Here is a 22,129-nt window from a genome sequence, read left to right as displayed (position 1 = left end):
GGTTCGTCATGCCCCGACCGTAGGCGGCATTTGATCGACGCGTGTCAGTCTATTGCGGGAGAGAGATCAAGCCGGCGCGGTGCGATCCACCGCGCCGGCTCGACCGTCGGTCAGGGTGCCCAAGGAGCCACGACGTTCCAGACGCTGTCGTTCGGGAACAGGCTGGGCGTGTTCCAGGCCGGGCCGCCCGAGCCCTGGGACCGCCAGACCTCGGCGTTGTAGTGCCGCATGTACGAGCCGGCGTAGTTGTACGACTCGAGCGCCACGCCGGAGCCGGTCAGGCCCTGCCTCGCGCACCAGGTGGCGTCGGCCCGGAACAGGGCGTCGGAGCCGGACCCGATGCGGATGCGGGAGTCGGAGTGCCGCAGGTAGTTGCCCGGCACGTTGACCGCCTCGAGCGAGTAGCAGGACGAGTCGGCCAGGCCCGGGCGCACCCAGAAGGTCGCGTCATTCTTGCTCAGGGCGTCACTGGAGGCGGTGACGGGGTCGGTGCGCAGCAGCGAGTTCTGGTGCCGCAGGTAGCGGCCGGGCACGTTCTGGGCCTGCAGCGAGATGCGGGTGTTCACCGCCAGGCCGACCCGGGGCAGTGGCGTCTGTCCGGCCGCGGCCAGCATGCCCTGGTGGGCCGCTCGCACCCGGGCTAGGTCCATCTTGGCCACTTGCCGGTCGTACGTGTAGAAGCCGTTGACCTCGCCCTCGAGATCCGTGATTTCGGTGTACACGGTGGCGCTGAGTGTGCCGTTGCGAATGAGCTGTGCCGCCGAGTTGGCCAGCTGCACGTAGCGGTCGGTGAGCGCGGCCGGCGAGCCGACCTGCTCGTACGCACCGAACTGGCCGTTCGGGCTGTACTGGTGACCGGGGGTCTGCAGGCTGGTGCCGCCGAACTCGCCCAGGGCCGACCAGCGGCTCGAGGTGGCCCGCGGCGCGTCCGGTCCGGTGTAGTGGTGATGGTCGAGCAGGTCGCCGTTGCCGGGGTCGCCCAGGGACTGGCAGCAGTTGTAGCCGCTGTGCACGTTCATGTAGCGGGTCGGGTCGTAAGCCTTGAGCTCGTTGCCGACGCGGGTGGTGGTAGCCAGGCTGGTCTCGCCCCAGCCTTCGTTGTACGGGGTGTAGAGCACGACCGCGGGCGAGAAGCGGTGCTCGTCGATGATCTCGCGGGCCTCGGTCTCCCACTGGGCTTGCTGGGCGGCGTTGGCGTTGATGCCGGCGTCGGCGGTCATCGACGGGACGTCCTGCCAGACCAGCAGGCCGAGGCGGTCGGCCCAGTAGTACCAGCGGGCGGGTTCGACCTTGATGTGTTTGCGGACCATGGTGAAGCCGAGGTCCTTGATCTTCTGCAGGTCGGAGGCGAGAGCAGCGTCGGTGGGCGCGGTGTAGAGGCCGTCCGGCCAGAAGCCCTGATCGAGCGGGCCGATGTGCGGCACGAACTGGCCGTTGAGGGTGGGCCGCCGGACGCCGTTGATGGTGGCCGTGCCGACCTCGCGCATGCCGAAGTAGTGCGTGGTCTGGTCGACGGTCGCGCCGGACGCGTTACGCAGCGACACGCGCAGGTTGTAGAGGAACGGGTCGCTGGGCGACCAGCGGCGCGCGTTGGGCACCGGCACCGAGAAGTCGGTGAAGCCGCCGGAGGCCGAACCGACGACGGTGGCGCCGTTCAGGGCCTCAGCGAACACGGAGTGGCCGCTGACGTTGCCGCGCGTGAAAACGCGTACCCGCAAGGTGTTGTTGGAAAGGTTGGGGTAGTAGTCGACGCTGTAGATGGAGCTGGTCGGCGTCGGTTCCATCCAGACGGTCTGCCAGATGCCGGACGACGGTGTGTAGAAGATGCCGGACGGGGTCGTGGTCTGTTTGCCGAGGGCCTGCACCATGCCGTTCTGCTCGGTGTCGGTCGGGTCCCAGACCTTCACTACCAGCTCGTTGGTGCCGCCGTTGAGGGCCGGGGTGATGTCGGCCTCGAACCGGTCGTAGCCGCCGCGGTGGGTGGCGACCTGCCGGCCGTTGACCCAGACGGTGCTCTCCCAGTCGACCGCGCCGAAGTGCAGCTGGATGCGGCGGCCGTTCCAGCCGGTCGGGACGGTGAACGTGCGGCGGTAGAACAGGTAGTGGCGGTTGTCGTCGGCCGGGCGCATCACGCCGGACAGGGCCGACTCGACCGGGTACGGCACGTTGACGCGCTCGGGCAGGTTGACGCCGAACTGCGGGGCGTCGTCGGTGGCCGACTGGCGCAGCTGCCACTCGCCGTTCAAGTTCTGCCAGTCGGGGCGGACCATCTGCGGACGCGGGTACTCCGGCAGCGGGTTGGCCGGGTTTACCTGACTGGTCCACGGTGTGGTCAGCGGCGGCGTCTTGATCGGGGCGGCCTGCGCGGGGGCGGCCGTCGCGACCAGACCGGACAGGACACAGAGGACGGCTGTCGTCATCGCGGTAGCGATGCGACCGGATCGGCGGCGGGGTGGATGGGGAAGGGGATGGCGGCTCGGGGACATGCGCCCTCCTTGGGCGTCCACGCACGCGGCCGGTCAGCTGACTGTTGCCGCGGCGTCACCAGCGGATGACAAGTGTCGATAGATTGACATCTATGAACGTGATGTCGCAATAGTTAAACCGAAACGAACATTCAATACAGACGTTTCGAACATGGTCGATCGTTGTGGCGGTCGTGCCACGCCCGCAGAAGCGCATTGCAGTTGCGAAAAAGGTTGCCAAGCCAAATCCGTGCCGGCCGGAGGTCTCCACGGTGATCTCGCCGACGCCGCTGTCCTTCGCGAACTTTCGCGCCTGAGCCTCGGCGCCCGGCTTCGCCGTCACGACGACTCCGTTTGTGGCCGGGTCGATGCACCAGGCCTGGATGGTTTCGCCGGCCCGGGCGCCGCGCTTGTCGAATTTCGCGCGGTCAGCCGCAAGAGTCCTCTCGCCGTGGGGGCCTCGGCGCCCTCGGCGCGGACCTGCTTCGCGGCCGCCTCGGTAGTGACGGCGACGATGAGGCGCTGCCCGCCCTTCTTGATCCAGGCGCCGCCGTACGCCGGGCCCAGCTTGGCCCTCAGGCGCTTCTGCAGAATCGGGCGGCGGCCTCGGTGCGCAGACGCTCGGCGATCTGGGCGTCGGTCAGCTTCAAGTCACGCCACATCGTCGCCGGCGACATCGAGCTCTCCGCCGACGCCATGGCTCGACTGGAAGCGGTACGGCGCCCGGAGGACGGTCCCTCTCGGTGATCGGCCGCGGCCGGCTTGCCGCCAGGCGTCAAACCGTCAGCCGCCGGTTGAGCCGCCAGGCACTGCGGCCGGCGTTCTTGGCCTCGTACATGGCCGCGTCGGCCTGGCGCAACAGCTCGGCCGGCCCGGTCCGGACGTCGTCGACGACGGCGACCCCGATGCTCGCGCCGACCTGAACGACGTGTCCTTCGATCACGACCGGCACCGCCACTGCCTGGACGAGCCGGTCGGCGAGCCGTGCGGCCTCAGACGCCGACCGTTCGGTGAGGATGACGAATTCGTCGCCGCCGAGCCGGCTCACCGTGGCGTCGCCGGCTTCCCGGGTCAGGCGGCCGGCGATCTCGCGCAGCAACTGGTCTCCGGGTTGGTGCCCGTACGTGTCGTTGACGGCCTTGAACCCGTCCAGGTCTACGAGCAGGGCCGCTGTTCTGGCGCCGGTGGTGGCGTACCGGCGGACGGCCCGCTCGGCGGCCTGGTTGAACGCCGCCCGGTTGGGCAGGCCGGTCAGCTCGTCATGAAAAGCCTGGTGCCACAGCCGATCGGTGAGGCTCCGGTTCTCCTCCAGCAGGCGGTGATTCTCCTGCAGCGCCGCGAACTGGCGGACGGTGACCAGGATGAGCAGCCCACCGAGGCGACCAGCACGCCCCAGCGACGCGCGTCCAGGACCGGCCCGATTGCGAACACCAGCAGTCCGAAGGCGGCAACCGACGCGGCGTACGGCAGCGCGCTGAACGGGCGGCGGACCCGGCCAGGCGACTGTGCCGTCCCAGAAGCCGTGATGCGGTATTGGAACAGTGCGCCGGTCAGTGACAACAGTTGCGCCGTGAGGAGCAGGACCGTGGGCGCCAGAGCGGCCACCCCGGGCCGGGCAGGCAGGGCGGTGGCGATCCCGGCCAGCAGCACGCAGGCCGCGAAGCAGATCGCCGTCGGCCGGGCCAGCAGCCGGGTTCCCACCAGCGCGACCCGCAGCACACCGAACCCGGCGACCAGCACCATGACCGGCAACGCCAGCGTCTCGGACAGAGACAACCAGCCACTGCCCGGCGACCACCGGTTGCCGACGGAGAAATACCAGATGAAGGAGGCGGCACCCAGCAGCACGATGCCCGCGTCCAAGCCGATTCGCACCTGTTGCGACCGGTTCCGCGTGGTTGTGGGGTAGCGGAACACCGCGTACAGAGTGAGCAGGCCCGCGATCGGATAGATCAGCTGAGCGCCGAACATCGGCACCTCACGGCCGCGGACGGCAGCCACCACCAGCCCGGTGAGATCAACCGCCATGCCGAGGGCGTACGCCGCGAGCGCCCGGGTCAGGCTCGCCCAGAACCGGGCCGTGGCCGGCGGCGCCCCTGGAAGCCGGGCGGTGCGGTGAAAGACAAGGGTCAGGGCGCTGACGAGGGCCAGATCGACCAGGACGACGAACGGGGCGGCCGCCGAGGCGGGCAGGGACGCGGCCGCGACGACCGCGGCCAGCGCGGACACCGTGGCGACAGCCAGCACAGCAGCACCAGTGCGCACGTGCCGCATACCCACCTCTTCCTCTACGGCTTTCTGCCGGTCGACCCTTCCGATCGGCTTCGCCGCGGAAGATCTGAACAGACGTGTGGGCGCGATCGTCCCCGCTCGTTCGCTGCGCTTGCTGCGCACCTGGATTGTGGGCTCAGCTTCGGCCTCCGGCGGCCGATGGTACGACCAGCCGCAGCTCGCGGTGCCCGGTCGATCCCGAGGGGGTGGCATGACGAGGCGTACGCCGGCCGATGCGGTCACCCTTCCGGATGTCGCCCCGGTGGCGGAGGTGGCGACGATCCTGCGGCACCGGCTCGTGACTCCGGTGTTCCAGCCCATCGTGGACCTCGCCACCGGCGCCGTGGTGGCAGCGGAGGCATTGGCCCGAGGGCCCGCCGGCACCCGGCTAGAACGCCCCGACGAGCTGTTCGCCGCCGCCAACGAGGCCGGGCAGCTCGGTCCGGTCGACATGCTCTGCGCCGAGCGGGCCCTGGAATGCGCGCTCGGCACGGCCGATCCGCCGCCCATGTTGTTCATCAACGCCGAACCGGCCGTGCTGGACCAGCCGCTGTCCCCGCGGATGCTGGAACTGCTGCTGAGCGGTCCGCCGTTCCGGATCGTTCTGGAGTACACCGAGCGAGCCCTCTCCACGGTCCCCGGAGCGCTGCTGCGCATCGCCGGGCACGCGCACCGGCTGGGCAACGCCATCGCCTTGGACGACGTCGGCGCCGACCCCATGTCCCTGGCCTTTCTGCCGTTCATCGAGCCCGATGTGATCAAGCTCGACATGCACCTGCTCCGTCGCCCGTCCGCGCCGGCCACTGCGCAGGTGGCGGCCGTGGTCGCGGCCACCGCGCGGCGTACCGGCGCGACGGTCATCGCTGAGGGCATCGAGACGGCCGCGGACATCGACGTCGCGCTGCGCCTGGGGGCAACCTGGGGACAGGGCTGGCACTTCGGCCGGCCGGGTCCGATCACCGCCCTGGGCCGGGCGCCGGTGGGCCGGACGCCGGCGGTGCGCGCCGCCCGGCCCGGCTTGCACCAGCCGGTCGGGAGCCCGTTCGAGGTTGCCGTGGCCACGAGGGGTTCGGCCGGTCTGGCCGGGGACGCGACGGTCGGGGCGGCCCTGGAGCGGATCAGCGCGGCCGTCGGCGGACAGGAACACGCTGTGGTGCTCGGCTCGTACTGCGTTCCGGGCGATGTGGAGCAGTGGCTGCCGCGCATCGAGCGGGTCACCCGCCAGGCGGTCTACACAGCCGTGCTGGGGCCGGACTGCGGCCGCCAGCCGTTCCCAGGCGAGAGCAGCCTGGTGGTGAGCACACCCGGCTATGCCGCGGCGCTGTGCCGGCGGCCGGGCGCCGGAGTGCTGTTCACCGAGGACCACGAGACGGTCGCGGCGGTCGGCCGGGTCCTGCTGCAACGGCTCTGACCCGGCGCCGGCCCGGGCGGCGAAGCCTAGGCGAAGGGGCCTGACGGCGGCGCCGTGCTGTTGCGGACGACCAGTTCGGTCGCCAGTTCGATGCGAGTGGACTCGAGGCGTTCGCCGTTGATGAGGCGCAACAGGGTGCGGGTGGCGGCCACCCCCATCTCGTGCAGCGGTTGTCGGACGGTGGTCAGTGGGGGAGCGGTCCACTCGGCGAAGTTGAGGCCGTCGAAGCCGACCACGCTGACGTCACCGGGGATGCTCAGGCCGGCTCGGCGCGCGGCCTCGTAGACTCCGGTGGCCTGCTGGTCGCTGCCGGCGAAGACGGCCGTGGGCCGCTCGGGCCGGCCGAGCAGTTCGCCGGCGGCGCGCAGGCCGCCGTCGTGCTGGAAGTTGCTGTAGCGCACCAAGCTTCGGTCGTACGGTTGCCCGAAGCTGTCCAGGGCGGCGCGATAGCCGGCGATGCGGGCCCGGGTGCACTGCAACTGCTCGGGACCGCCGATGGCCGCGATGCGGCGGTGCCCGAGCTGGATCAGGTGCTCGGTCGCGGCGTACCCGCCGGTGAAGTTGGTGGCCCCGATCGACGGGACGTCCGGGGGCGGCTGGCTCACCCCGTCGACGACCACGAACGGCAGGTTCCGGCGTCCGAGGTCGTCGCGTTGCTGGGCGGTGAGCTCGGAGAGCACAAGGATCGCGCCCGCCGAGCCGCGGGCCAGCAGCGACTCCAGCCAGCGGCGGGTCAGCGACTGCCGGTTGTGCACCGATGACACCACCAGGCTCAGCCCGGCCTCCTCGATGACCTCCTCGACACCGGTGAGGATCGACAGGCCCCAGACGCTGTCGAGCTGGTTGATCACCAGGTCGATCAGGTCGGTGCGGCGGCCGGGGCGGCGAGCGCCGCGTGGCCGCTGGTAGCCGCGGTCGGCCAGCAAGCGCTCGATCGTGCGCCGGGTGGACGGGGACACGTCGGTGTGCCCGTTGAGCACTTTGGACACCGTCGAGACGGCCACGTTCGCCTCGCGGGCGATCGCGGTGAGGGTGAGCTTGCCGGTGGACATCGTCTTGCCCCCGAGTTTCGAAAAGTGTTGCTCGATCGATGGCCATGCCATGTGATCGGCACCGTACACCGACTCATAACGACTCCGAAACCAGCGAAAGGTTTCGTAAAATGCAGCGTAGAACGTTCCTCTCCATGGCTACCGCCGCCGCGCTGACCGCCACCGTCACCGCCTGCGGCGGCAGCAGTGGCGCCGACGCCGAGGCCGGCGGCGACACAGCGAAGGTCCAGGTCTGGGCCCTCGAGGACGCCGCGGTCAACCCGATCGCCACCAGCAGCATCGAGGCCTTCAATGCGGCCTCCGGCCGCCAGGTCCAGCTCGTCACCTACGTCAACGACGCGTACAAGCAGAAGCTGCAGGTGTCGATGGGATCCCCGCAGGCGCCCGACGTCTTCTTCAACTGGGGCGGCGGCAACCTCGCCCAGTTCGTCGAGGCCGGCCAGGCCGAGCCGCTCGACGACCTGATCGCGAAGCACCCCGACCTGAGCAGCAAGTTCCTGCCCAGCGTGCTCGAGGTCGGCCAAGTCGACGGCAAGCAGTACGGCCTGCCGATGCTCGGCGTCCTGCCGGTCGTCCTGTTCGTCAACAAGGACGTCTTCGCCCGGGCCGCTGTGGAGCCACCGGCCACCCACGCCGAGCTGCTGACCGTGGTCGATGCGCTGAAGGCCAAGGGCATCACCCCGATCGCGCTGGCCGGCTCGCAGGGCTGGACCGAGCTGATGTGGCTGGAGTATCTGCTCGACCGCATCGGCGGCGCCGGCAAATTCCAGGCGATCGTCGCCGGCCAGGACGGGGCCTGGCAGGACCCGTCCGTGATCAAGTCGCTCGAGGAGATTCAGAACCTGGTGAAGCGAGGGGCGTTCGGCAGCAACTACGCCTCGGTCAACTACGACAACCAGGGCGCCTCGAAGCTGTTCGCCACCGGCAAGGCCGCCATGCACCTGATGGGCACGTGGGACTTCTCGCTGCAGCAGACGGCCAACCCGAAGCTGATCAAGGACGGCAAGCTGGGCTACGTGCCGTTCCCGGCGTACGAGGGTGGCGCCGGTGACCCCAAGGCGGTCGTGGGCAACCCGAGCAACTACTACTCGGTCACCGCGAACTCGACGCACAAGGACGTCGCCGAGCAGTTCCTGGCCGACTCGCTGACCTCGGACGCGTACATCAACGGGCTGATTGACGCGGGGCAGGTGCCGGCGGTCAAGGGCATCGAGGCGACCCTCAAGGCCAAGCCGAACGCCGAGTTCACCACCTTCACCTACGACCTGGTGGCCCAGGCGCCCACCTTCACCCAGTCCTGGGACCAGGCGCTGAGCCCGGCGGTGAGCGCCACGCTGCTGACCAACCTGCAGAAGGTGTTCCTCGACCAGATGGCGCCGGCCGAGTTCGCCGCCGCCATGGCCAAGGCCAAGTGACCACCGCCGCGCACAGGGCGCGGCCCGGATTCGTCTGGGCCGCGCCCGCGGTGCTCTACTTCGCCGCCCTCGGCATCCTGCCGGTCGGCGGTGTCGTCTACTTGAGCTTCACCCGCTGGAACGGGCTGGGCGATCCGCAGTGGATCGGCACCGCCAACTGGTCGGCGCTCGCCGGCGACCCGGAGATCGGCGGCAGCATCGGCCGGACCGTGCTGCTGACCGTTGTCTCGTGGCTGCTGCAGACACCGCTGGCGCTGCTCATCGGCGTGTGGGCGGCCGGGCCGCAGCGCAACCGGGCCGTGCTGTCGACGCTGTTCTTCCTGCCGCTGCTGCTGTCCTCGGCGGCGATCGCGCTGATGTTCGTGTCGCTGCTCGACCCGAACTTCGGGCTCGCGGCCGACTTCGGCCGGTATCTGGGGGCGCCGGACGGCAACTTCCTCGGTGACCCGGACAAGGCGCTGTATGTGATCGCCTCCGTCATCGCCTGGCAGTTCGTGCCTTTCCATACGCTGCTCTACCAGTCGGCGACCCGGCAGATCCCGGCGTCGCTGTACGAGGCGGCCGCGATCGACGGCGCGACGGGCGTACGGCAGTTCTTCGCCATCACGCTGCCGCAGCTGCGCAACACCATTGTCGCCTCGTCGGTGCTCATGCTGGTCGGCTCGCTCACCTACTTCGAGATGATCCTGCTGACAACCAAGGGCGGACCGGGCACGTCCACGCGTGTCCTGCCGCTGCACATGTATCTGAAGGGCTTCGACGGCTTCGAGATGGGATACGCCAGCGCGCTGGCGGTGCTGCTCGTGCTGGTCGGCACCCTGCTGTCGGTCGTGGTCGTGCGGCTCACCGGTTACCACCGGATGGCCAGCGACCGGGAAGGAGCCTGAGATGAGTGCCGACCTGGCGGTCCGCGCAACTGCGAAGCCGTCGCCGGCCCGGCGTGCTCGCCGTCGTCGCGGCCGGAACCTCCCGGCCGGGATCCTGTCCGCGATCTGGCTCGTCATTGTCGCGGTCCCGATCTACTACATCGTCGTCACCGGCTTCCGCAGCCAGGACGCCTACGTCGAGCAGGGCCCGCTCGACCTGCCGAGCAACCCGACGCTCGACAACTTCACCGCTCTGTTCGGCCTGGGATTCCCCACCTATCTCGGGAACAGTCTGCTGGTCACGGCGGGCACGGTGGCTCTGGTTCTGGCGCTGGCGTTGCCGGCCGCGTACGCGATCGTCCGTAACCCGAGCCGGAAGGTAAAGCTCAGCTTCTCCGTCTTCCTGCTCGGCCTGGCCGTGCCGGCGCAGGCGGTCATCGTGCCGATCTATCTGATCATCACCCGGCTCGAGCTGTACGACACGCTGCGCGCGGTCATCCTGCCCACTGCGGCGTTCTCGCTGCCGATCGCGATCGTCGTGCTCACCAGCACGCTGCGCGACATCCCGAACGAGCTGTACGAGGCCATGACCGTCGATGGCGCCGACTCCCGCCGGGTGTTCCGCACGCTGGTGCTGCCGCTGTCCCGGCCGGGGCTGGTCAGCGTCGGCATCTTCGTCGGGCTGAACGCCTGGAACGGCTTCCTGTTCCCGCTCGTGCTCACCCAGAGCGACGAGCGCCGGGTCATGACGCTCGGCCTGTGGAATTTCCAGAGCCAGTTCGGCACCAACGTCCCCGGCCTGATGGCCGCCGTGGTGCTGTCCACCCTGCCGGTGCTCGCCCTCTACCTGTTCGGCCGCCGCCACCTGCTCAGTGGCCTTGCCGCCGGCTTCGGCAAGTGAGGAGACCACTGATGACCGCGGGGACCATCCGCAACCCTGTCCTGCCTGGCTTCCACCCCGACCCGTCGATTCTGCGGGTCGGCGCCGACTTCTACATCGCCACCTCGACCTTCGAATGGCATCCGGGGGTGCGCCTGCACCACTCGCGCGACCTGGTGCACTGGCGGCCGATCGGCGGCGTGCTCACCGACCGGCTCGACCTCAGCGGCGTCCCGGACTCCGGCGGTGTCTGGGCGCCCTGCCTGTCGTACGCCGACGGCACGTTCCATCTCGTCTACACCGACGTGAAGTCGTACGCCGGCGGTTTCTGGGACACGCCGAACCACGTGGTCACCGCCGCGTCGATCGACGGACCGTGGAGCGATCCGGTGCCGCTGCACGCCCGCGGCTTCGACCCCTCGATGTTCCACGACGACGACGGCCGCAGCTGGCTGCTGTCGAACCGCACCGACTGGCGTCCCGGACGGCCGTGGGCCAACGGCATCATCGTCCAGGAGTACGACCGGCGCTCGCGGCGTCTGGTCGGTGAGCCGGTCGACCTGTACGCGGGCAGCGCCGCCGGGATGACCGAGGGCCCGCACCTCTACCGGCGCGACGGCTGGTACTACCTGGTCACCGCCGAGGGCGGCACCGAGTGGTTCCACCAGGTCACCGTGGCACGGTCGCGGAGCCTGCTCGGCCCGTACGAGACCGACCCGGAAACCCCGCTGCTCACCTCGGTGCACCGTCCCGACCTGCGGCTGCAGAAGGCCGGCCACGGCAGCCTGGTCGAGACCCCGGACGGCCGGTGGTACCTCGCGCACCTGGCCGCCCGTCCGCTCGGCCCGCGCGGCCGCTCGATCCTGGGCCGCGAAACCGCCCTGCAGCACATCACGTGGACCGGCGACGGCTGGCCCCGCATCGCCGGTGGTGTGCCGCACGATCTGGTCGACGGACCGCAGCTGCCGGCGTGCCCGTGGCCCGACGAGCCCGAGACCGACGACTTCACCGCCCCACAGCTGGGCCCGCACTGGAACACCCTGCGCCGGTCGGCCACGCCGGCCTGGATCAGCACCGGCGCCGGCCGGCTGCGGGTGCGCGGCGGCCGGTCGCCGGGCTCGCTGTCCGGCGTGAGCCTGGTCGGGCGGCGCGTCCAGCACGCGCAGGCCACCTTCGAGGCGACGGTCGGCTTCGCCCCGTCGGACTACCAGCAGATGGCCGGGATCACCGCCTACTACAACAGCCGCAACTGGTACTTCCTGCGGATCGGCTGGGACGAGGAGAGCGGCCCGGTGGTCGACGTGCTGGCCCGCGACCGCGGGCGGCTGACGATGTACCGGCCGGCGGTGCCGGTAACCGGGCCGGTCCGGCTGCGGCTCGAGCTCACCGGCGGCGCGTTGCGCGGCTCGTACGGCGACGTCGAGTGGGGACCGTTCGACGCGAGCATCCTCTCCGACGAGTACGCCCAGGAGTCCGAGGGCGGCGTCCCCCGCACGTGGGGGTTCACCGGGGCGTTCTTCGGCCTGTGGGCGCAGGACCTGACCGGCGGTGAGCTCGCGGCGGACTTCTCCGCCGTGACCTACAAACCACACCCCTGAGCGAAAGGAGTATCTGATGGTGAACAGACGGCAGTTGCTGGCCGCGGCCGGCGCGGGCTTGGTCGCGGTGGCCACCGGAGCCGGGCCGGCCGCGGCGGCCACGGTCGGCCCGATCCCGCGGTCCGTGATCGACCGGTACGGTCTCGACACCCGCTGGTATGGCAAGTACGTCGACGCGTGGGGACTGCCCGTGCTCGGCCCTGCCTACCTCCAGGACGCCACCCTGCTGCGCGTGCAGGCCCAGCTCGGTACCCTGCTCTGGACCTATCCGTCGTGGCCGGTCACCGAGCTGGCCCGGCGTGACGTGCGGGTGGTTGTCGTCGCCCGGGGTGAGCGGATGAGTGCCGTCCCTGAGGTACGGCAGCGCTTCGGCACGACCATGGACGACCGCTACTGGGCCGGCTTCGGGGCGACCGACGCGTTCCCGCTGTCGGCCTCGACCGAGAGCAACGTGCTGGACGGTCAGGGCGGCGAGAACGTGTTCGTCCACGAGTTCGGGCACACCCTGCACCTGATGGCCCTGCGCCACGTGGACCCGGCCTTCCAGCCCGAGCTGACCCGCGCGTTCGACGCGGCCCGCCGGGCCGGCCTCTGGACCAACACCTACGCGGGCAGCAACGTCGAGGAGTACTTCGCCGAGGGCATCCAGTCGTACTTCGGGGTCAACTACCGGGGTCCGGCCGGCGGCGACGGCGTGCACAACAACGTCAGCACCCGGGCGGCCCTGCTGGCGTACGACCGCCCTCTCTTCGCCCTGCTCGACCGGGTCTACCGTGGCACGAGCCTGCCGGTCGGGTGACGACCGTTCTCCGGTGCCTCTCCCGGGGAGGCGGGGAGGCACCGGAGCCGCTCACCCCGCCCGGCGGTGCTGCCCGGGCGTGAGGTAGTCGATCCACACCACGTCGCCGCTGTCCAAGCGCAGGGTCACCCTCGCGTCGCAGGGGATCGTCACCGGCAGCCTCACGTCGGCCCAGTTGGTGGCCGCGCCCCGGTTGGGCAGCGCGACGGTGTGCCGGGCGACGCCGTTCACCAGGACGGTGAGAAGCACGGCGTCGGTCGTGGTCGCGTAGCGCAGCCCGAGCGTGCGACCGGCAGCGACGTGGTCGAACTCCAGCGACGCGCCGTTGGCGTAGACCAGCGCGGCCCCGTCGTTCGAGGCGGTCGGGTCGGCGATCGCGATGCCGGTGGCGCCGCCCTGTGGCAGGTCGGCGTACTCGCCCTCGGATCGGCCCGGCCCGGAGAAGTCCGGCGCCTCGAACCCGCGGGCCCGGCTCGGCCCGTGCTCGTACATCGGCTTGCCGACCTCGGCCCGGAACCGGGCCGCGATCAGCGGATCGGCCTGGATGCGGCTGTCGCCCCAGTAGCCGTTGGCGCAGGCACCCGGCCGGCAGTGCCACATCGACTGCGACTTCCAGTTCGTGTTGATGTAGGCGAAGCCGCGGACGATGTCGCGGTTGCGCTCGATGAATCGGAAGTACGGTGCGTACCAGATGTCCCAAATCTGCTGGGCGGTGACTTTCACTGCCGGGCGGGGTCCGCCGGTCGTCGGGTCGGCGAAGATGCACCCGGCGGTCTTGTCCCCGATGTCGAAGCCCTGCGGCGCCGACTCGGAGATGAAAACCGGCTTGCGGTGCTTGCGGGCGAAGTCGAGCAGCGACTGCTGCACCTGCAACGGCATGGCGGCGATGTTCTCCGGTGTTTCGCAGCTCCACTGGTAGCGGCCGTACTGCTCGCCGTAGAAGTGCGATAGGCCGGTCCAGTCGACGTACTCGTCTCCGGGGTACCAGCGATCCCAGTGCCCGGCGGCGGTCGCCGCGTACGGCTCCTGCTCGGCGCGCGGCCATGTGGCGCTCTGCCACACGGTGGCGATCCGGCGGGCGCCGAGCTGGTCGATGCGTTGGGCGATGTAGCGGTACGCCTGCTTGTAGAGCTCCGGGTCGTAGGCGTTCCAGGCCCCGTCGAACTCGTAGCCGATGCGCAGGAAGACATCACGGCCGGTCCGGTCGAGATAAGTGAGAAACTCGTCGAGCCACTTGCGGTAGCGGGCCACGGTCGTGGCGTCGGCCGACCCGGCGTACGCCTTCAACGGAGTCTGCGCGGGGTCGGAAAGGTACAGGCCCACGGCCAGCCCGCCGCCGAACTCGTTGATCGTGGCGGGGAAGTCGTTCTCGCCGGCGCCGTAGTCGGTGGGCTGGAACATGCCGCTCATCGGCGAGCCGACCAGGTTGGTGTAGAGCGTGACCCCGGCCGGCCGGGGGAACCGTCGGTCGGTGTCCAGCACGTCGGTCTTCAGATCGGCCAGCGTGGTGCTGTCCTGACCCAGGTAGAACAACACGCGCCCGCCGGCCGGCAGGTTGCGGGCAGTCAGCGGACGGCTCGCTTCGGCGGGCGACGCCACGGCCACGAGGGTGGTGGTGAGCAGGGCAGCGAGCAAGGCCGCACCCCTGCGGCGGATGGGTTCTCTCAGCAAGGGACTCTCCTCGGATGCCGGCGGCGGCCGGCCGCGAGGACCGCAGACCGGCCGTCGGGACTGTGGCGACCGTAGGCGCGTGACCGGCGGCGAGCCAGGAGTTTCGAAACTCCGGGGCGGGCACGGCCATGTGAACGGGATGTTTCGAAAACGCTTCGAAGTTCATCGACGGGTTCGTACCGTACCGGCATGCTTCGCAGATACCTCGCCGGCCTCGCCGCCGTCGTCGCGTTCGCCGCGCTGCTCACCGCCGGCGCCCCGCGCGCTGGCGCCGCGACGTTCGCCCCCACGAACGGCCGGCTGATGTTGCTGGGGCAGTCGACCAAGGCCGCCTGGGACGACTACACGTCCTTCGCCGCCGCGCCCAGCGGCGGCTCCGTCTACTACGAGGTGAAGTCCGGCACCTGGGTCAACGCCGGCCACCGCGACTACGCCACCTTCCTGGCCCAGCAGGGCAAGGCAGTCCAGATCGGCGTCTCCTGGAAGGACAATCCGCCCGGCTACACCGGCGGCGACGAGACCACCAAGGCCGCCCGCTCCCGCGCGGTCACTGCCGAGCTGGCGGCCGGGCAGCACGCCGCGCAGTTCGACAACCTGATCGCCTTCGTCAACGCCTACCCGAACGCCAAGTTCTTCCTGCGCCTCGACTACGAGGTGTCCAGCTTCTACCACTGCACGGACGCCTCCTGCAGCTCGTACAAGAACGCCTTCGCCAAGATCCGCAGTCTGGTCGACGGCCGCAAGAGGCAGGACAACGTCACGTACGTCTTCCACCCGGTCCGCGGTGAGTACGAGCAGATGTACCCGGGCGACGCGGCGACCGACTGGGCCGGCGTGTCGATCTTCGCGCACGAGTTGTGCATGCCGATCCGTGACAACGGCGCGTACCTCTACAACGGCACCCCGCCGCAGAACTACGACACCTCGACCCTGCAGTGCCGCAACGCCTACCTGGGCACCGACAGCGCCGGCAACCCCGCGGCAGTCTGGAAGAACTGGGACTACGACGGCAACGTCCTCAAGATGATGAAATTCGCCCGTGATCACGGCAAGCCGATGATCGTGTCGGAGTCGGGGATGATGAATTTCACCGACGACACCGACACCCGCGGCCTGGAGCCCGTCCGCGGCGACACCTGGGTCAAGCGGTTCTTCGGGCTGATGAACTACTCCGGGCCGATCCCCAACCTGTCCGGCACCTACGACCTGAGCAACGTCATCAAGGCCGCCGTCTACATCAACCTCGATTTCCGGTACGGCTGGGACGGCATCGCCGACGGCAGCTTCGACTTCCCGGTGGGCTCGACGTGGTTCGCCGACGGCCGGCTCTCGCAGTACACGGCCGCTCGCACCTCCTTCTGTCAGGGCTTGGCCGACCGTGGCTTCGCCACCACCTGCGGAACCGCCACCAACCCACCCCCCACCACTCCGACCAACCCGCCGACGACTCCGCCCACCACGCCGCCGGCCAGCGGCCGCGATGCCTTCGCAACAATCGAGGCGGAGTCGCGGAACGCGCAGAGCGGCACGACGGTCACGGCGGGCCGGTTGAGCTCGCTGAACAACGGCGACTGGGCGCGTTACGACGGGCTAGCCTTCGGCGGGCGTACGCCGAACCAGGTCGTCTTCCGGTATTCGTCGGCTCGACCGACCACGCAGGCGTTCACGCTCGAGTTCCGCGCCGGCTCGGCCGCCGGCCCGGTCATCGCGGCGCCCGGCCTGCTCGGCACCGGCTCGGTCACCGCGTACAAGGAAATCGCCTTCAACCTCGGCCGCCTGCCCGCCGGCACCACCAGCGTCACTGTGGTCGCCCGGGCCAACGACTCCGCCGAGGTGCTCGACCTCGACTGGTTCCGGTTCAACTGATCCCCCACCCCTGGAGAAACCGTGCTCCGAAAAATCCTCGCCGGCCTCGCCGCGCTCGCCGTCCCCCTCATCGCGGTGGCCGCCTCACCAGCCGAAGCCGCCCTGCCACCCGGCAAGATCACCTTCTTCGCCGGGCAGACCACCCCCGACCTGACCGCCTACAAGCAGCAAGTGCTCGACCGCGACGCGGCTTTCCCCCGCCCCGGCGGCGTCACCCTCTACACCAACATCTCGCCGAACTCGTGCAACGGCCTGACCGTCACCTGCAACCTGAACGGCAACGTCTTCAACTTCAACCAGACGCTGGCCGAATACCCCGGCGCGGCCGTCGCGGTCGGTCTCTACCTGGCCGACAACCCGGGCTGCGTCAACCAGCCGTTGCGAGCCATCCTCAACCGTAACGATGCCGACATCGCCGGTGCGCTCGGCCAGCAGTATCGGCAGAACCTCGACAACCTGCTCACCTACTTCAAGAACACCGGCCGCCAGGTCTACCTGCGCGTCGGCTACGAGTTCGACGGGCCGTGGAACTGCTACAACACCGACTTCTACAAGCAGGCGTTCCGGGTGGTGAAGCAGCGCATCACCACGCTCGGGGCGACCAACATCAAGACGGTGTGGCAAAGCGCCAGCTACGCCAAGGACGGCGACCCGCAGTACAAGTTCGACTTCAGCAACCCCAACCACCTCGCCGACTGGTACCCCGGTGACGACGTCGTCGACTACGTCGGACTGAGCACCTTCTACTGGGACGCCACCTACCGGCAGTACCAGTGGGCGTGCGACACCCCGACCAGCACGCCGACCGTGCTCTACGACCGGGTGCTCAACTTCGCCCGCGCGCACAGCAAGCCGGCCATGATCGCCGAGTCGACGCCGCAGGCCTACCGCACGGCCAATCTCGACGCCTCGTGCGTCACCGTCAACAACCGCGTCTCGCTCGGCGGCGACTGGACCAAGGTCGGCAGCTGGTACGACCAGTACTTCGCCTACATCAACCGCAACACCGATGTGCTGCGCGCCGTTTCGTACATCAACAGCAACTGGGAAGCGATCAGCCAGTTCAGCTGTCCGCCCGGCGCCACCGCGGGCTCTCCCAACTGCACCGACGGCTATTGGGGTAACAGCCGGATCCAGGACAACGCCGCCATTCTGGCCAACTTCAAGCGTGAGCTGCAGAACTCGATCTTCGTCAACGGAACGCTGACCGGCCGCGGCGCCAACTGGGGCGGCGGCACCCCGACCAACCCGCCGACAACACCGCCCACGACACCCCCGACGACTCCGCCCACCACGCCGCCGGCCAGCGGCCGCGATGCCTTCGCAACAATCGAGGCGGAGTCGCGGAACGCGCAGAGCGGCACGACGGTCACGGCGGGCCGGTTGAGCTCGCTGAACAACGGCGACTGGGCGCGTTACGACGGGCTAGCCTTCGGCGGGCGTACGCCGAACCAGGTCGTCTTCCGGTATTCGTCGGCTCGACCGACCACGCAGGCGTTCACGCTCGAGTTCCGCGCCGGCTCGGCCACCGGGCCCGTCATCGCCGCGCCCGGCCTGCTCGGCACCGGCTCGGTCACCGCGTACAAGGAAATCGCCTTCAACGTCAGCAACGTGCCGGCCGGCACGACCAGCATCACCGTGGTCGCCCGGGCCAACGACTCCGCCGACATCCTCGACCTCGACTGGTTCCGCTTCTCCTGACCGTGGTCGGCCGCCTGCTCAGCACCGGTGGCCGTAGGCGCGATGGGGCATGGCCGGGTGGCTCGGCCGTGCCCCATCGCCGTGCTGTGCCGACCGGCGGACGGTCACCGGGACGTGGTGCTGGCATACACGGACTTCTCGAATCCGCCGGAAGCGCTGACGCAGCGACCCTGGCTGGCTCTCGACGTGACACAGGCCGAGTGCTCAGTGTTCGCAGGTATCCGGACGGGAGTGCGTCCAGCAACGTTCGCAGTCTTGTCGGCGAGACTTTGGCGCGGTTGGCCCTCCTGTCGTTTCTCTGCGGTTTTGGGGGTAGGCGAGCCGCTGTGCCGTCGAAGAGGGGGAGAGATGCCGCGTGGGCACATGGTGATCGTCGGGGCCGGCTTGCAAGCGGCTCCGGGGCATCCGCGGCCGGCAGGTGTACGGCCGCGGCGGCTGCTGCGGCTACCACTCGAGTGCGTTACCGGCGAACCGGCTCCGCGCAGCGGCGGGCTGGCTGTCCCAGCCGCCGGTTCGCGCCCCGCGGTGCAGTTCGGCTTGGCGCCGGGACCGGCAGTGCCGTTGGACACCTACGTTTGGAACTCGTGAACGAAGCCATCGAGCGAACGCTCACCTTGCGCAACGACGTGGGCATGCTGTCCGAGGAGTACCACGTGGGCACCGGACAGCAGCTCGGCAACACCCCACAGGCGTTCAGTTTGGTCGGCCTGGGCAACTCAGCCTGCCTGCTCAGCGGCGCGACAACACGAACGTCGGCGACGTTCGAGGATCAGCACAGCAGCTCACTGCTCCATTGAGACGCTTGGACAGGCTTATGGGCACGGGAGGGTCTCGGCGGTGTCCGTGACTGGCACCCCGCCGATCCGCAAGACCTCGTGGATCAGCGGCCGGGGATTGACTACCTGCAGACGGAGGTGTCGTCGATCGAGATCCTCTGCGTGGATCAGAAGCGCTCGGACGCCCGCGGCACCGAGGAAGTCGACGCCGGCAAGGTCGACCACGACGTCGCCGGGTGTGCCGGCCGTGGCGTGGGCGAACAGATGTGCGAGATGATCGGTGGTGTCGACGTCGATGTCACCGTGCAAACACAGCAGGACGGTCGACCCTTGCGGGACGAGGTTGCCTTGCAGGAATGAGGAAGGGCAGCACGCTGGGGGAGCGATGACGGTCATGGCACCAGGTGTCCTGGGAGACGGCATCGACCTGGTGCCCACATGATCAGGAGGCCCGGGCCGACCGCTCACACAGCATGCCATCATCGGGACTTTTAAGGCAGTGATGCGGGCTGTTATCGATCTCCCGCGGGTTGCCGGAATAGAACTGGACGTGACCGTAGCGGTTAACCGGGCAGTCGGCGAGTTTCTCGGCGTAGCCGTCGAACTACTGGCGCATGGCGGACAGGGTCTGGCTGGCGAAGTGGTCCAGGCCAGCGTGGCATGCCGGGCCGTGACGAGCGCCGAGTCCGCCTCGGAAGAGGTGTCGCGGACGAAACTCGATCAGATGAAGCTATTGGTCTGATTCGTGGGCTGCGATCGGCTGGACCTGGCCGACGGCCTTGCCGGAGGTGGCACAGGCTGTCTGGGGCTTGCTGACGAACACCGCTGCGGTTTCGTCGGGCGGGTAGACGCGGTATCCGCGGACGTGTACGGGCTTGCAGTCGGCTTCGCCGACGTTGCCGGGATCGGCCAGCAGGATGGTGGCGTAGGCCCGGTCGCCAGGTGGCAATGTGACTGACGCGGTGTCGGCGTGCGAGCGGGTGAAGGCGCTGCCGACCTGCTTGCCGGAGTCGCCCGTCACGAACGACACTCCCGGGTAGCCCTGAAGTGAGCAGGCATGCCCGGCGGTGTTCTCGAACACCAGCAACTCACCGTGATGGCCGGCCGCGCCGCCGCCTGCGTCGGGTTTGTCCGACACCTTGAGATCGCCGGTATGGCAGCGTGGTGACGCGTCACCGGACGAGCCGCTGTCGGGCGCTGACGTGGTCGAGGTCGGGGACGCCGACGGTGCGGAAGTGGACGTCACGCTGGGCGCCGGACCGGCGCTCGAAGGGTCTGTGGCGGTCGAACCGCAGGCCGCCGCCGCGATCGCCAGGCCGACCGCCGCGGCGGTCAGCAGAAGGGGACGTGAGGCGTTACGCATCGGATGCTGGTACCCCATTCGGGATCTTTATACCCGATTCGCGTCGTCGGCGACTGCCATGGGTCGGGAGGCGCCGTCGCGGCGTGGTCGGCATGATGGAAAGGCTGCGGTGGTGGAGGTGGTGTCGTCGTACGGCGCTGGACGACGACACCACCTCCGGTCATGGGGCCCGATCGCGCGGTGCGGGTCGTGGCTGTAGCCAGACCGAGGCCGATCATGCCGATGCCCAGGACGAAGTGCAGCCAGTTGTCGGCGGTGTTGACGGGTACGAAGTTCGCGGCGCTGCCGTGGTCAATGACCAGGCCGTAGAGCCATAGCACGAGGTCGATGGCCCCGGCATCCCCCAAAATTGGCCTTCTAATCAATTCCGGTCGGATTCCCAGGCAGGCCGAGCTGGGGACGTACCGGATCGATGCTCAGTTCCTCGTCCGCGTTGCTGGACAGCGCTTCTGTCAGCACCGTGACAATACGAGACGTTCAGCCTCCGTGGTGCGGTTTGTGCGCACACCTGCCGGGTAGGCGGCCGCACCGCCAACCAGCAAGGAGAGGACGGTCATGACCGATCAGCCACGCACGCTGACGAGACTGAGCGACACCAGCAAAGATGTCGCCGACTCCAGCCCCGACATCCGCGGCCGTAAGGTGATCGACCGCGACGGCGACGACCTCGGCAAGGTCGACGACCTGCTCATCGACACCGACGAGGAGAAGGTGCGGTTCCTGCGCGTGGAACACGGCGGCCTCCTGGGCATCGGCGCGACCGCGTCGTTCATCCCAGTCGACGCCGTACGCGACATCACCGACGGCGAGGTCCACGTCGACCTGGCCGCCCAGCAGGTCGCTGACGCCCCGCGTTACGACCCCGATCTGGTTGACCAGAACGATTACTACTCGGACGTATACCGCTACTACGGCTACGCGCCGTACTGGACTCCGGGCTATGCCTATCCGGCTGGTCCGATCATGTACTGACACCCGGCAGCGGTGCGCTGTTCGCCGGCGGGCGGGGCCTCGCCTCCGCCCGCCGGCGCGGTGCCGTGGTCTGCCTCAGTTGACGTCGAGGTGCTGGCGCAGCTTGGCCAGTGCCTGGCCGATCAGCCGGGAGACGTGCATCTGCGAGACGCCGATCTGCGCGGCGATCTGCGTCTGGGTCTGATTGCCGTAGAGCGCAGACTGAGGATGCGCTGCTCGCGTTCGAACAGCTCGGCAATGGCCGGTACCAGGCTGAGTCTCAGCTCGGCCAGCCCGTAGCCGGCCTCCGGCCGCCGATCGGTTTGCCCAGTTCGCCGGTGCCGTCGATGCCGACGGGGCGCCGACAGGGAAGCGGGGCGGTAGGCCTAATCGACCTCCAGTCCTTCGATGACCTGTTCCTCGCTGAGCTCGAGGTAGGCGGCGATGTCGGCGAGGACCGGCCGGCGTCCCAGCACGGTGGTCAGGTGCTGGTCGGCGGCGCCGATGGCGGCGCGCAGGTCGTGCAGCCTGCGAGGGACGCGCAGCGCCCAGGTGCGGTCGCGGAAGTAGCGTTTGAGCTCGCCGAGAATGGTGGGCACGGCAAAGCCGACGAAGTCGCCCCGGTCCGGGTCGTAGCGATCGACGGCGGCGATCAAGCCGAGCACGGCGGTCTGGTGCAGGTCGTCGATCGCTTCGCCGCGGTGGGCGTAACGGCGGGCCAGCCGGTGCGCCATCGGTCGCCAGGCGCAGATCACTTCGTCCCGGCAGGTTGCGCGGCGTGGATCGTCGGCCGGGAGAGCGGCGTAGTGAGCCAGTACTTGTTCGGCGTCGTTGTCGGTGCGGGTTGCAGGGGCGACTACTAGGCCGGGACGGCGCGGCACAGGACGAAGCCGCCGCTGTCCGGCGGCGGATGTATCACTAAGGCAGGTGGCGCACCCTCAGGCCGGTCGTGCTCACGGCTGAATTGATGGGTGGGTCCTGCCGGTGTCGGCACCGTCATGACCGTCGGAACTGACACTATCCGGCCGATCGGTGATCGGCCAC

At 69.3% G+C, this 22,129-nt stretch carries 21 protein-coding genes and 2 pseudogenes; 11 read left to right on the top strand and 12 right to left on the bottom strand.

The genetic code is table 11. The annotated features are described in order from the left end of the window. Positions 1-110: 110 nt before the first annotated feature. The 6 genes and pseudogenes from OWR29_RS37665 to OWR29_RS37645 form a co-directional block, all read right to left on the bottom strand. Complete coding sequence (locus OWR29_RS37665; protein ID WP_267568287.1) at positions 111-2,420, bottom strand: AbfB domain-containing protein; 2,310 nt, start codon at positions 2,418-2,420, stop codon at positions 111-113. Positions 2,421-2,541: 121 nt separating this feature from the next. Beyond that, positions 2,542-3,009, bottom strand: a complete 468-nt coding sequence (locus OWR29_RS37660) for a S1 family peptidase (protein ID WP_267568316.1) — start codon at positions 3,007-3,009, stop codon at positions 2,542-2,544. After that, positions 2,982-3,044: pseudogene (locus tag OWR29_RS48405) on the bottom strand (hypothetical protein); the annotation flags it as partial. The pseudogene OWR29_RS48405 and the gene OWR29_RS37660, both read right to left, overlap by 28 nt. Beyond that, complete coding sequence (locus OWR29_RS37655; RefSeq protein WP_267568286.1) at positions 3,041-3,163, bottom strand: hypothetical protein; 123 nt, start codon at positions 3,161-3,163, stop codon at positions 3,041-3,043. The pseudogene OWR29_RS48405 and the gene OWR29_RS37655, both read right to left, overlap by 4 nt. Positions 3,164-3,240: 77 nt before the next feature. Next, positions 3,241-3,711 (bottom strand): GGDEF domain-containing protein, encoded by a 471-nt coding sequence (locus tag OWR29_RS37650; RefSeq protein ID WP_267568315.1) that lies wholly within the window; start codon positions 3,709-3,711, stop codon positions 3,241-3,243. Between the two features lie 5 nt (positions 3,712-3,716). Continuing rightward, positions 3,717-4,739, bottom strand: a complete 1,023-nt coding sequence (locus OWR29_RS37645; protein ID WP_267568318.1) for a hypothetical protein — start codon at positions 4,737-4,739, stop codon at positions 3,717-3,719. 208 nt (positions 4,740-4,947) lie between these two features. On the opposite strand from OWR29_RS37645, the gene OWR29_RS37640 reads away from it, so the two are divergent. Next, complete coding sequence (locus tag OWR29_RS37640; protein WP_267568285.1) at positions 4,948-6,147, top strand: EAL domain-containing protein; 1,200 nt, start codon at positions 4,948-4,950, stop codon at positions 6,145-6,147. 26 nt (positions 6,148-6,173) lie between these two features. On the opposite strand, the gene OWR29_RS37635 is transcribed toward OWR29_RS37640, so the two are convergent. Next, on the bottom strand, positions 6,174-7,250 hold the full coding sequence (locus OWR29_RS37635) for a LacI family DNA-binding transcriptional regulator (protein WP_267568284.1): 1,077 nt from the start codon (positions 7,248-7,250) through the stop codon (positions 6,174-6,176). Positions 7,251-7,309: 59 nt separating this feature from the next. Here OWR29_RS37635 and OWR29_RS37630 point away from each other — a divergent pair, with 59 nt between their 5' ends. From OWR29_RS37630 to OWR29_RS37610, 5 genes are read left to right on the top strand one after another with little or no spacing between them, the layout of a single operon-like run. Further along, entirely contained in the window at positions 7,310-8,614 is a 1,305-nt protein-coding gene (locus OWR29_RS37630; RefSeq protein ID WP_267568283.1) for an ABC transporter substrate-binding protein, read from the top strand. Then, positions 8,611-9,501, top strand: a complete 891-nt coding sequence (locus tag OWR29_RS37625; RefSeq protein ID WP_267568282.1) for a carbohydrate ABC transporter permease — start codon at positions 8,611-8,613, stop codon at positions 9,499-9,501. Before OWR29_RS37630 ends, OWR29_RS37625 begins: the two co-directional genes overlap by 4 nt. A 1-nt stretch (position 9,502) precedes the next feature. Next, positions 9,503-10,381: a carbohydrate ABC transporter permease gene (locus OWR29_RS37620; RefSeq protein WP_267568281.1), complete on the top strand. Its 879-nt coding sequence runs from the start codon at positions 9,503-9,505 to the stop codon at positions 10,379-10,381. 11 nt (positions 10,382-10,392) lie between these two features. After that, positions 10,393-11,958 (top strand): glycoside hydrolase family 43 protein, encoded by a 1,566-nt coding sequence (locus OWR29_RS37615; RefSeq protein WP_267568280.1) that lies wholly within the window; start codon positions 10,393-10,395, stop codon positions 11,956-11,958. A gap of 16 nt (positions 11,959-11,974) precedes the next feature. Continuing rightward, positions 11,975-12,757, top strand: a complete 783-nt coding sequence (locus tag OWR29_RS37610) for a hypothetical protein (protein WP_267568279.1) — start codon at positions 11,975-11,977, stop codon at positions 12,755-12,757. 51 nt (positions 12,758-12,808) lie between these two features. Here the strand turns inward: OWR29_RS37610 and OWR29_RS37605 are convergent, their stop codons facing one another. Further along, positions 12,809-14,428: a carbohydrate-binding domain-containing protein gene (locus OWR29_RS37605; RefSeq protein ID WP_267568278.1), complete on the bottom strand. Its 1,620-nt coding sequence runs from the start codon at positions 14,426-14,428 to the stop codon at positions 12,809-12,811. 189 nt (positions 14,429-14,617) lie between these two features. Here OWR29_RS37605 and OWR29_RS37600 point away from each other — a divergent pair, with 189 nt between their 5' ends. The 3 genes from OWR29_RS37600 (at position 14,618) to OWR29_RS37590 (ending at position 18,792) form a co-directional block, all read left to right on the top strand. After that, positions 14,618-16,294: a carbohydrate-binding protein gene (locus OWR29_RS37600; protein WP_267568277.1), complete on the top strand. Its 1,677-nt coding sequence runs from the start codon at positions 14,618-14,620 to the stop codon at positions 16,292-16,294. Positions 16,295-16,315: 21 nt separating this feature from the next. After that, positions 16,316-17,995, top strand: coding sequence for a carbohydrate-binding protein (locus OWR29_RS37595; RefSeq protein WP_267568276.1), 1,680 nt, complete (start codon positions 16,316-16,318; stop codon positions 17,993-17,995). 584 nt (positions 17,996-18,579) lie between these two features. After that, complete coding sequence (locus OWR29_RS37590) at positions 18,580-18,792, top strand: glycoside hydrolase family 15 protein (protein ID WP_267568275.1); 213 nt, start codon at positions 18,580-18,582, stop codon at positions 18,790-18,792. Between the two features lie 15 nt (positions 18,793-18,807). On the opposite strand, the gene OWR29_RS48175 is transcribed toward OWR29_RS37590, so the two are convergent. Then, positions 18,808-19,167, bottom strand: coding sequence for an STAS domain-containing protein (locus tag OWR29_RS48175; protein ID WP_369077360.1), 360 nt, complete (start codon positions 19,165-19,167; stop codon positions 18,808-18,810). A 154-nt stretch (positions 19,168-19,321) separates the two neighbouring features. Here OWR29_RS48175 and OWR29_RS37580 point away from each other — a divergent pair, with 154 nt between their 5' ends. Beyond that, on the top strand, positions 19,322-19,513 hold the full coding sequence (locus OWR29_RS37580) for a hypothetical protein (protein WP_267568273.1): 192 nt from the start codon (positions 19,322-19,324) through the stop codon (positions 19,511-19,513). On the opposite strand, the gene OWR29_RS37575 is transcribed toward OWR29_RS37580, so the two are convergent. Then, positions 19,502-20,134 carry a DUF4232 domain-containing protein gene (locus tag OWR29_RS37575; RefSeq protein ID WP_267568272.1) on the bottom strand — a complete coding sequence of 211 codons (633 nt, stop codon included), beginning with the start codon at positions 20,132-20,134 and terminating at the stop codon, positions 19,502-19,504. The genes OWR29_RS37580 and OWR29_RS37575 overlap by 12 nt on opposite strands. Next, positions 20,104-20,481 carry a DUF4383 domain-containing protein gene (locus tag OWR29_RS48340; protein ID WP_438872705.1) on the bottom strand — a complete coding sequence of 126 codons (378 nt, stop codon included), beginning with the start codon at positions 20,479-20,481 and terminating at the stop codon, positions 20,104-20,106. Before OWR29_RS48340 ends, OWR29_RS37575 begins: the two co-directional genes overlap by 31 nt. A gap of 208 nt (positions 20,482-20,689) precedes the next feature. On the opposite strand from OWR29_RS48340, the gene OWR29_RS37565 reads away from it, so the two are divergent. Next, a complete protein-coding gene (locus OWR29_RS37565) occupies positions 20,690-21,106 on the top strand; it encodes a PRC-barrel domain-containing protein (RefSeq protein ID WP_267568271.1) in 417 nt (138 codons plus the stop codon). A gap of 75 nt (positions 21,107-21,181) precedes the next feature. On the opposite strand, the pseudogene OWR29_RS37560 reads toward OWR29_RS37565, so the two are convergent. Next, a pseudogene (locus tag OWR29_RS37560) lies at positions 21,182-21,966 on the bottom strand (sigma-70 family RNA polymerase sigma factor). Positions 21,967-22,129: the final 163 nt, after the last annotated feature.

It is taken from the genome of Paractinoplanes pyxinae (assembly GCF_026626335.1).
Classification (GTDB): domain Bacteria; phylum Actinomycetota; class Actinomycetes; order Mycobacteriales; family Micromonosporaceae; genus Actinoplanes; species Actinoplanes pyxinae.
Note: the sequence above shows the minus strand (reverse complement) of the source record. Positions and strands in the feature narration are given on the sequence as shown.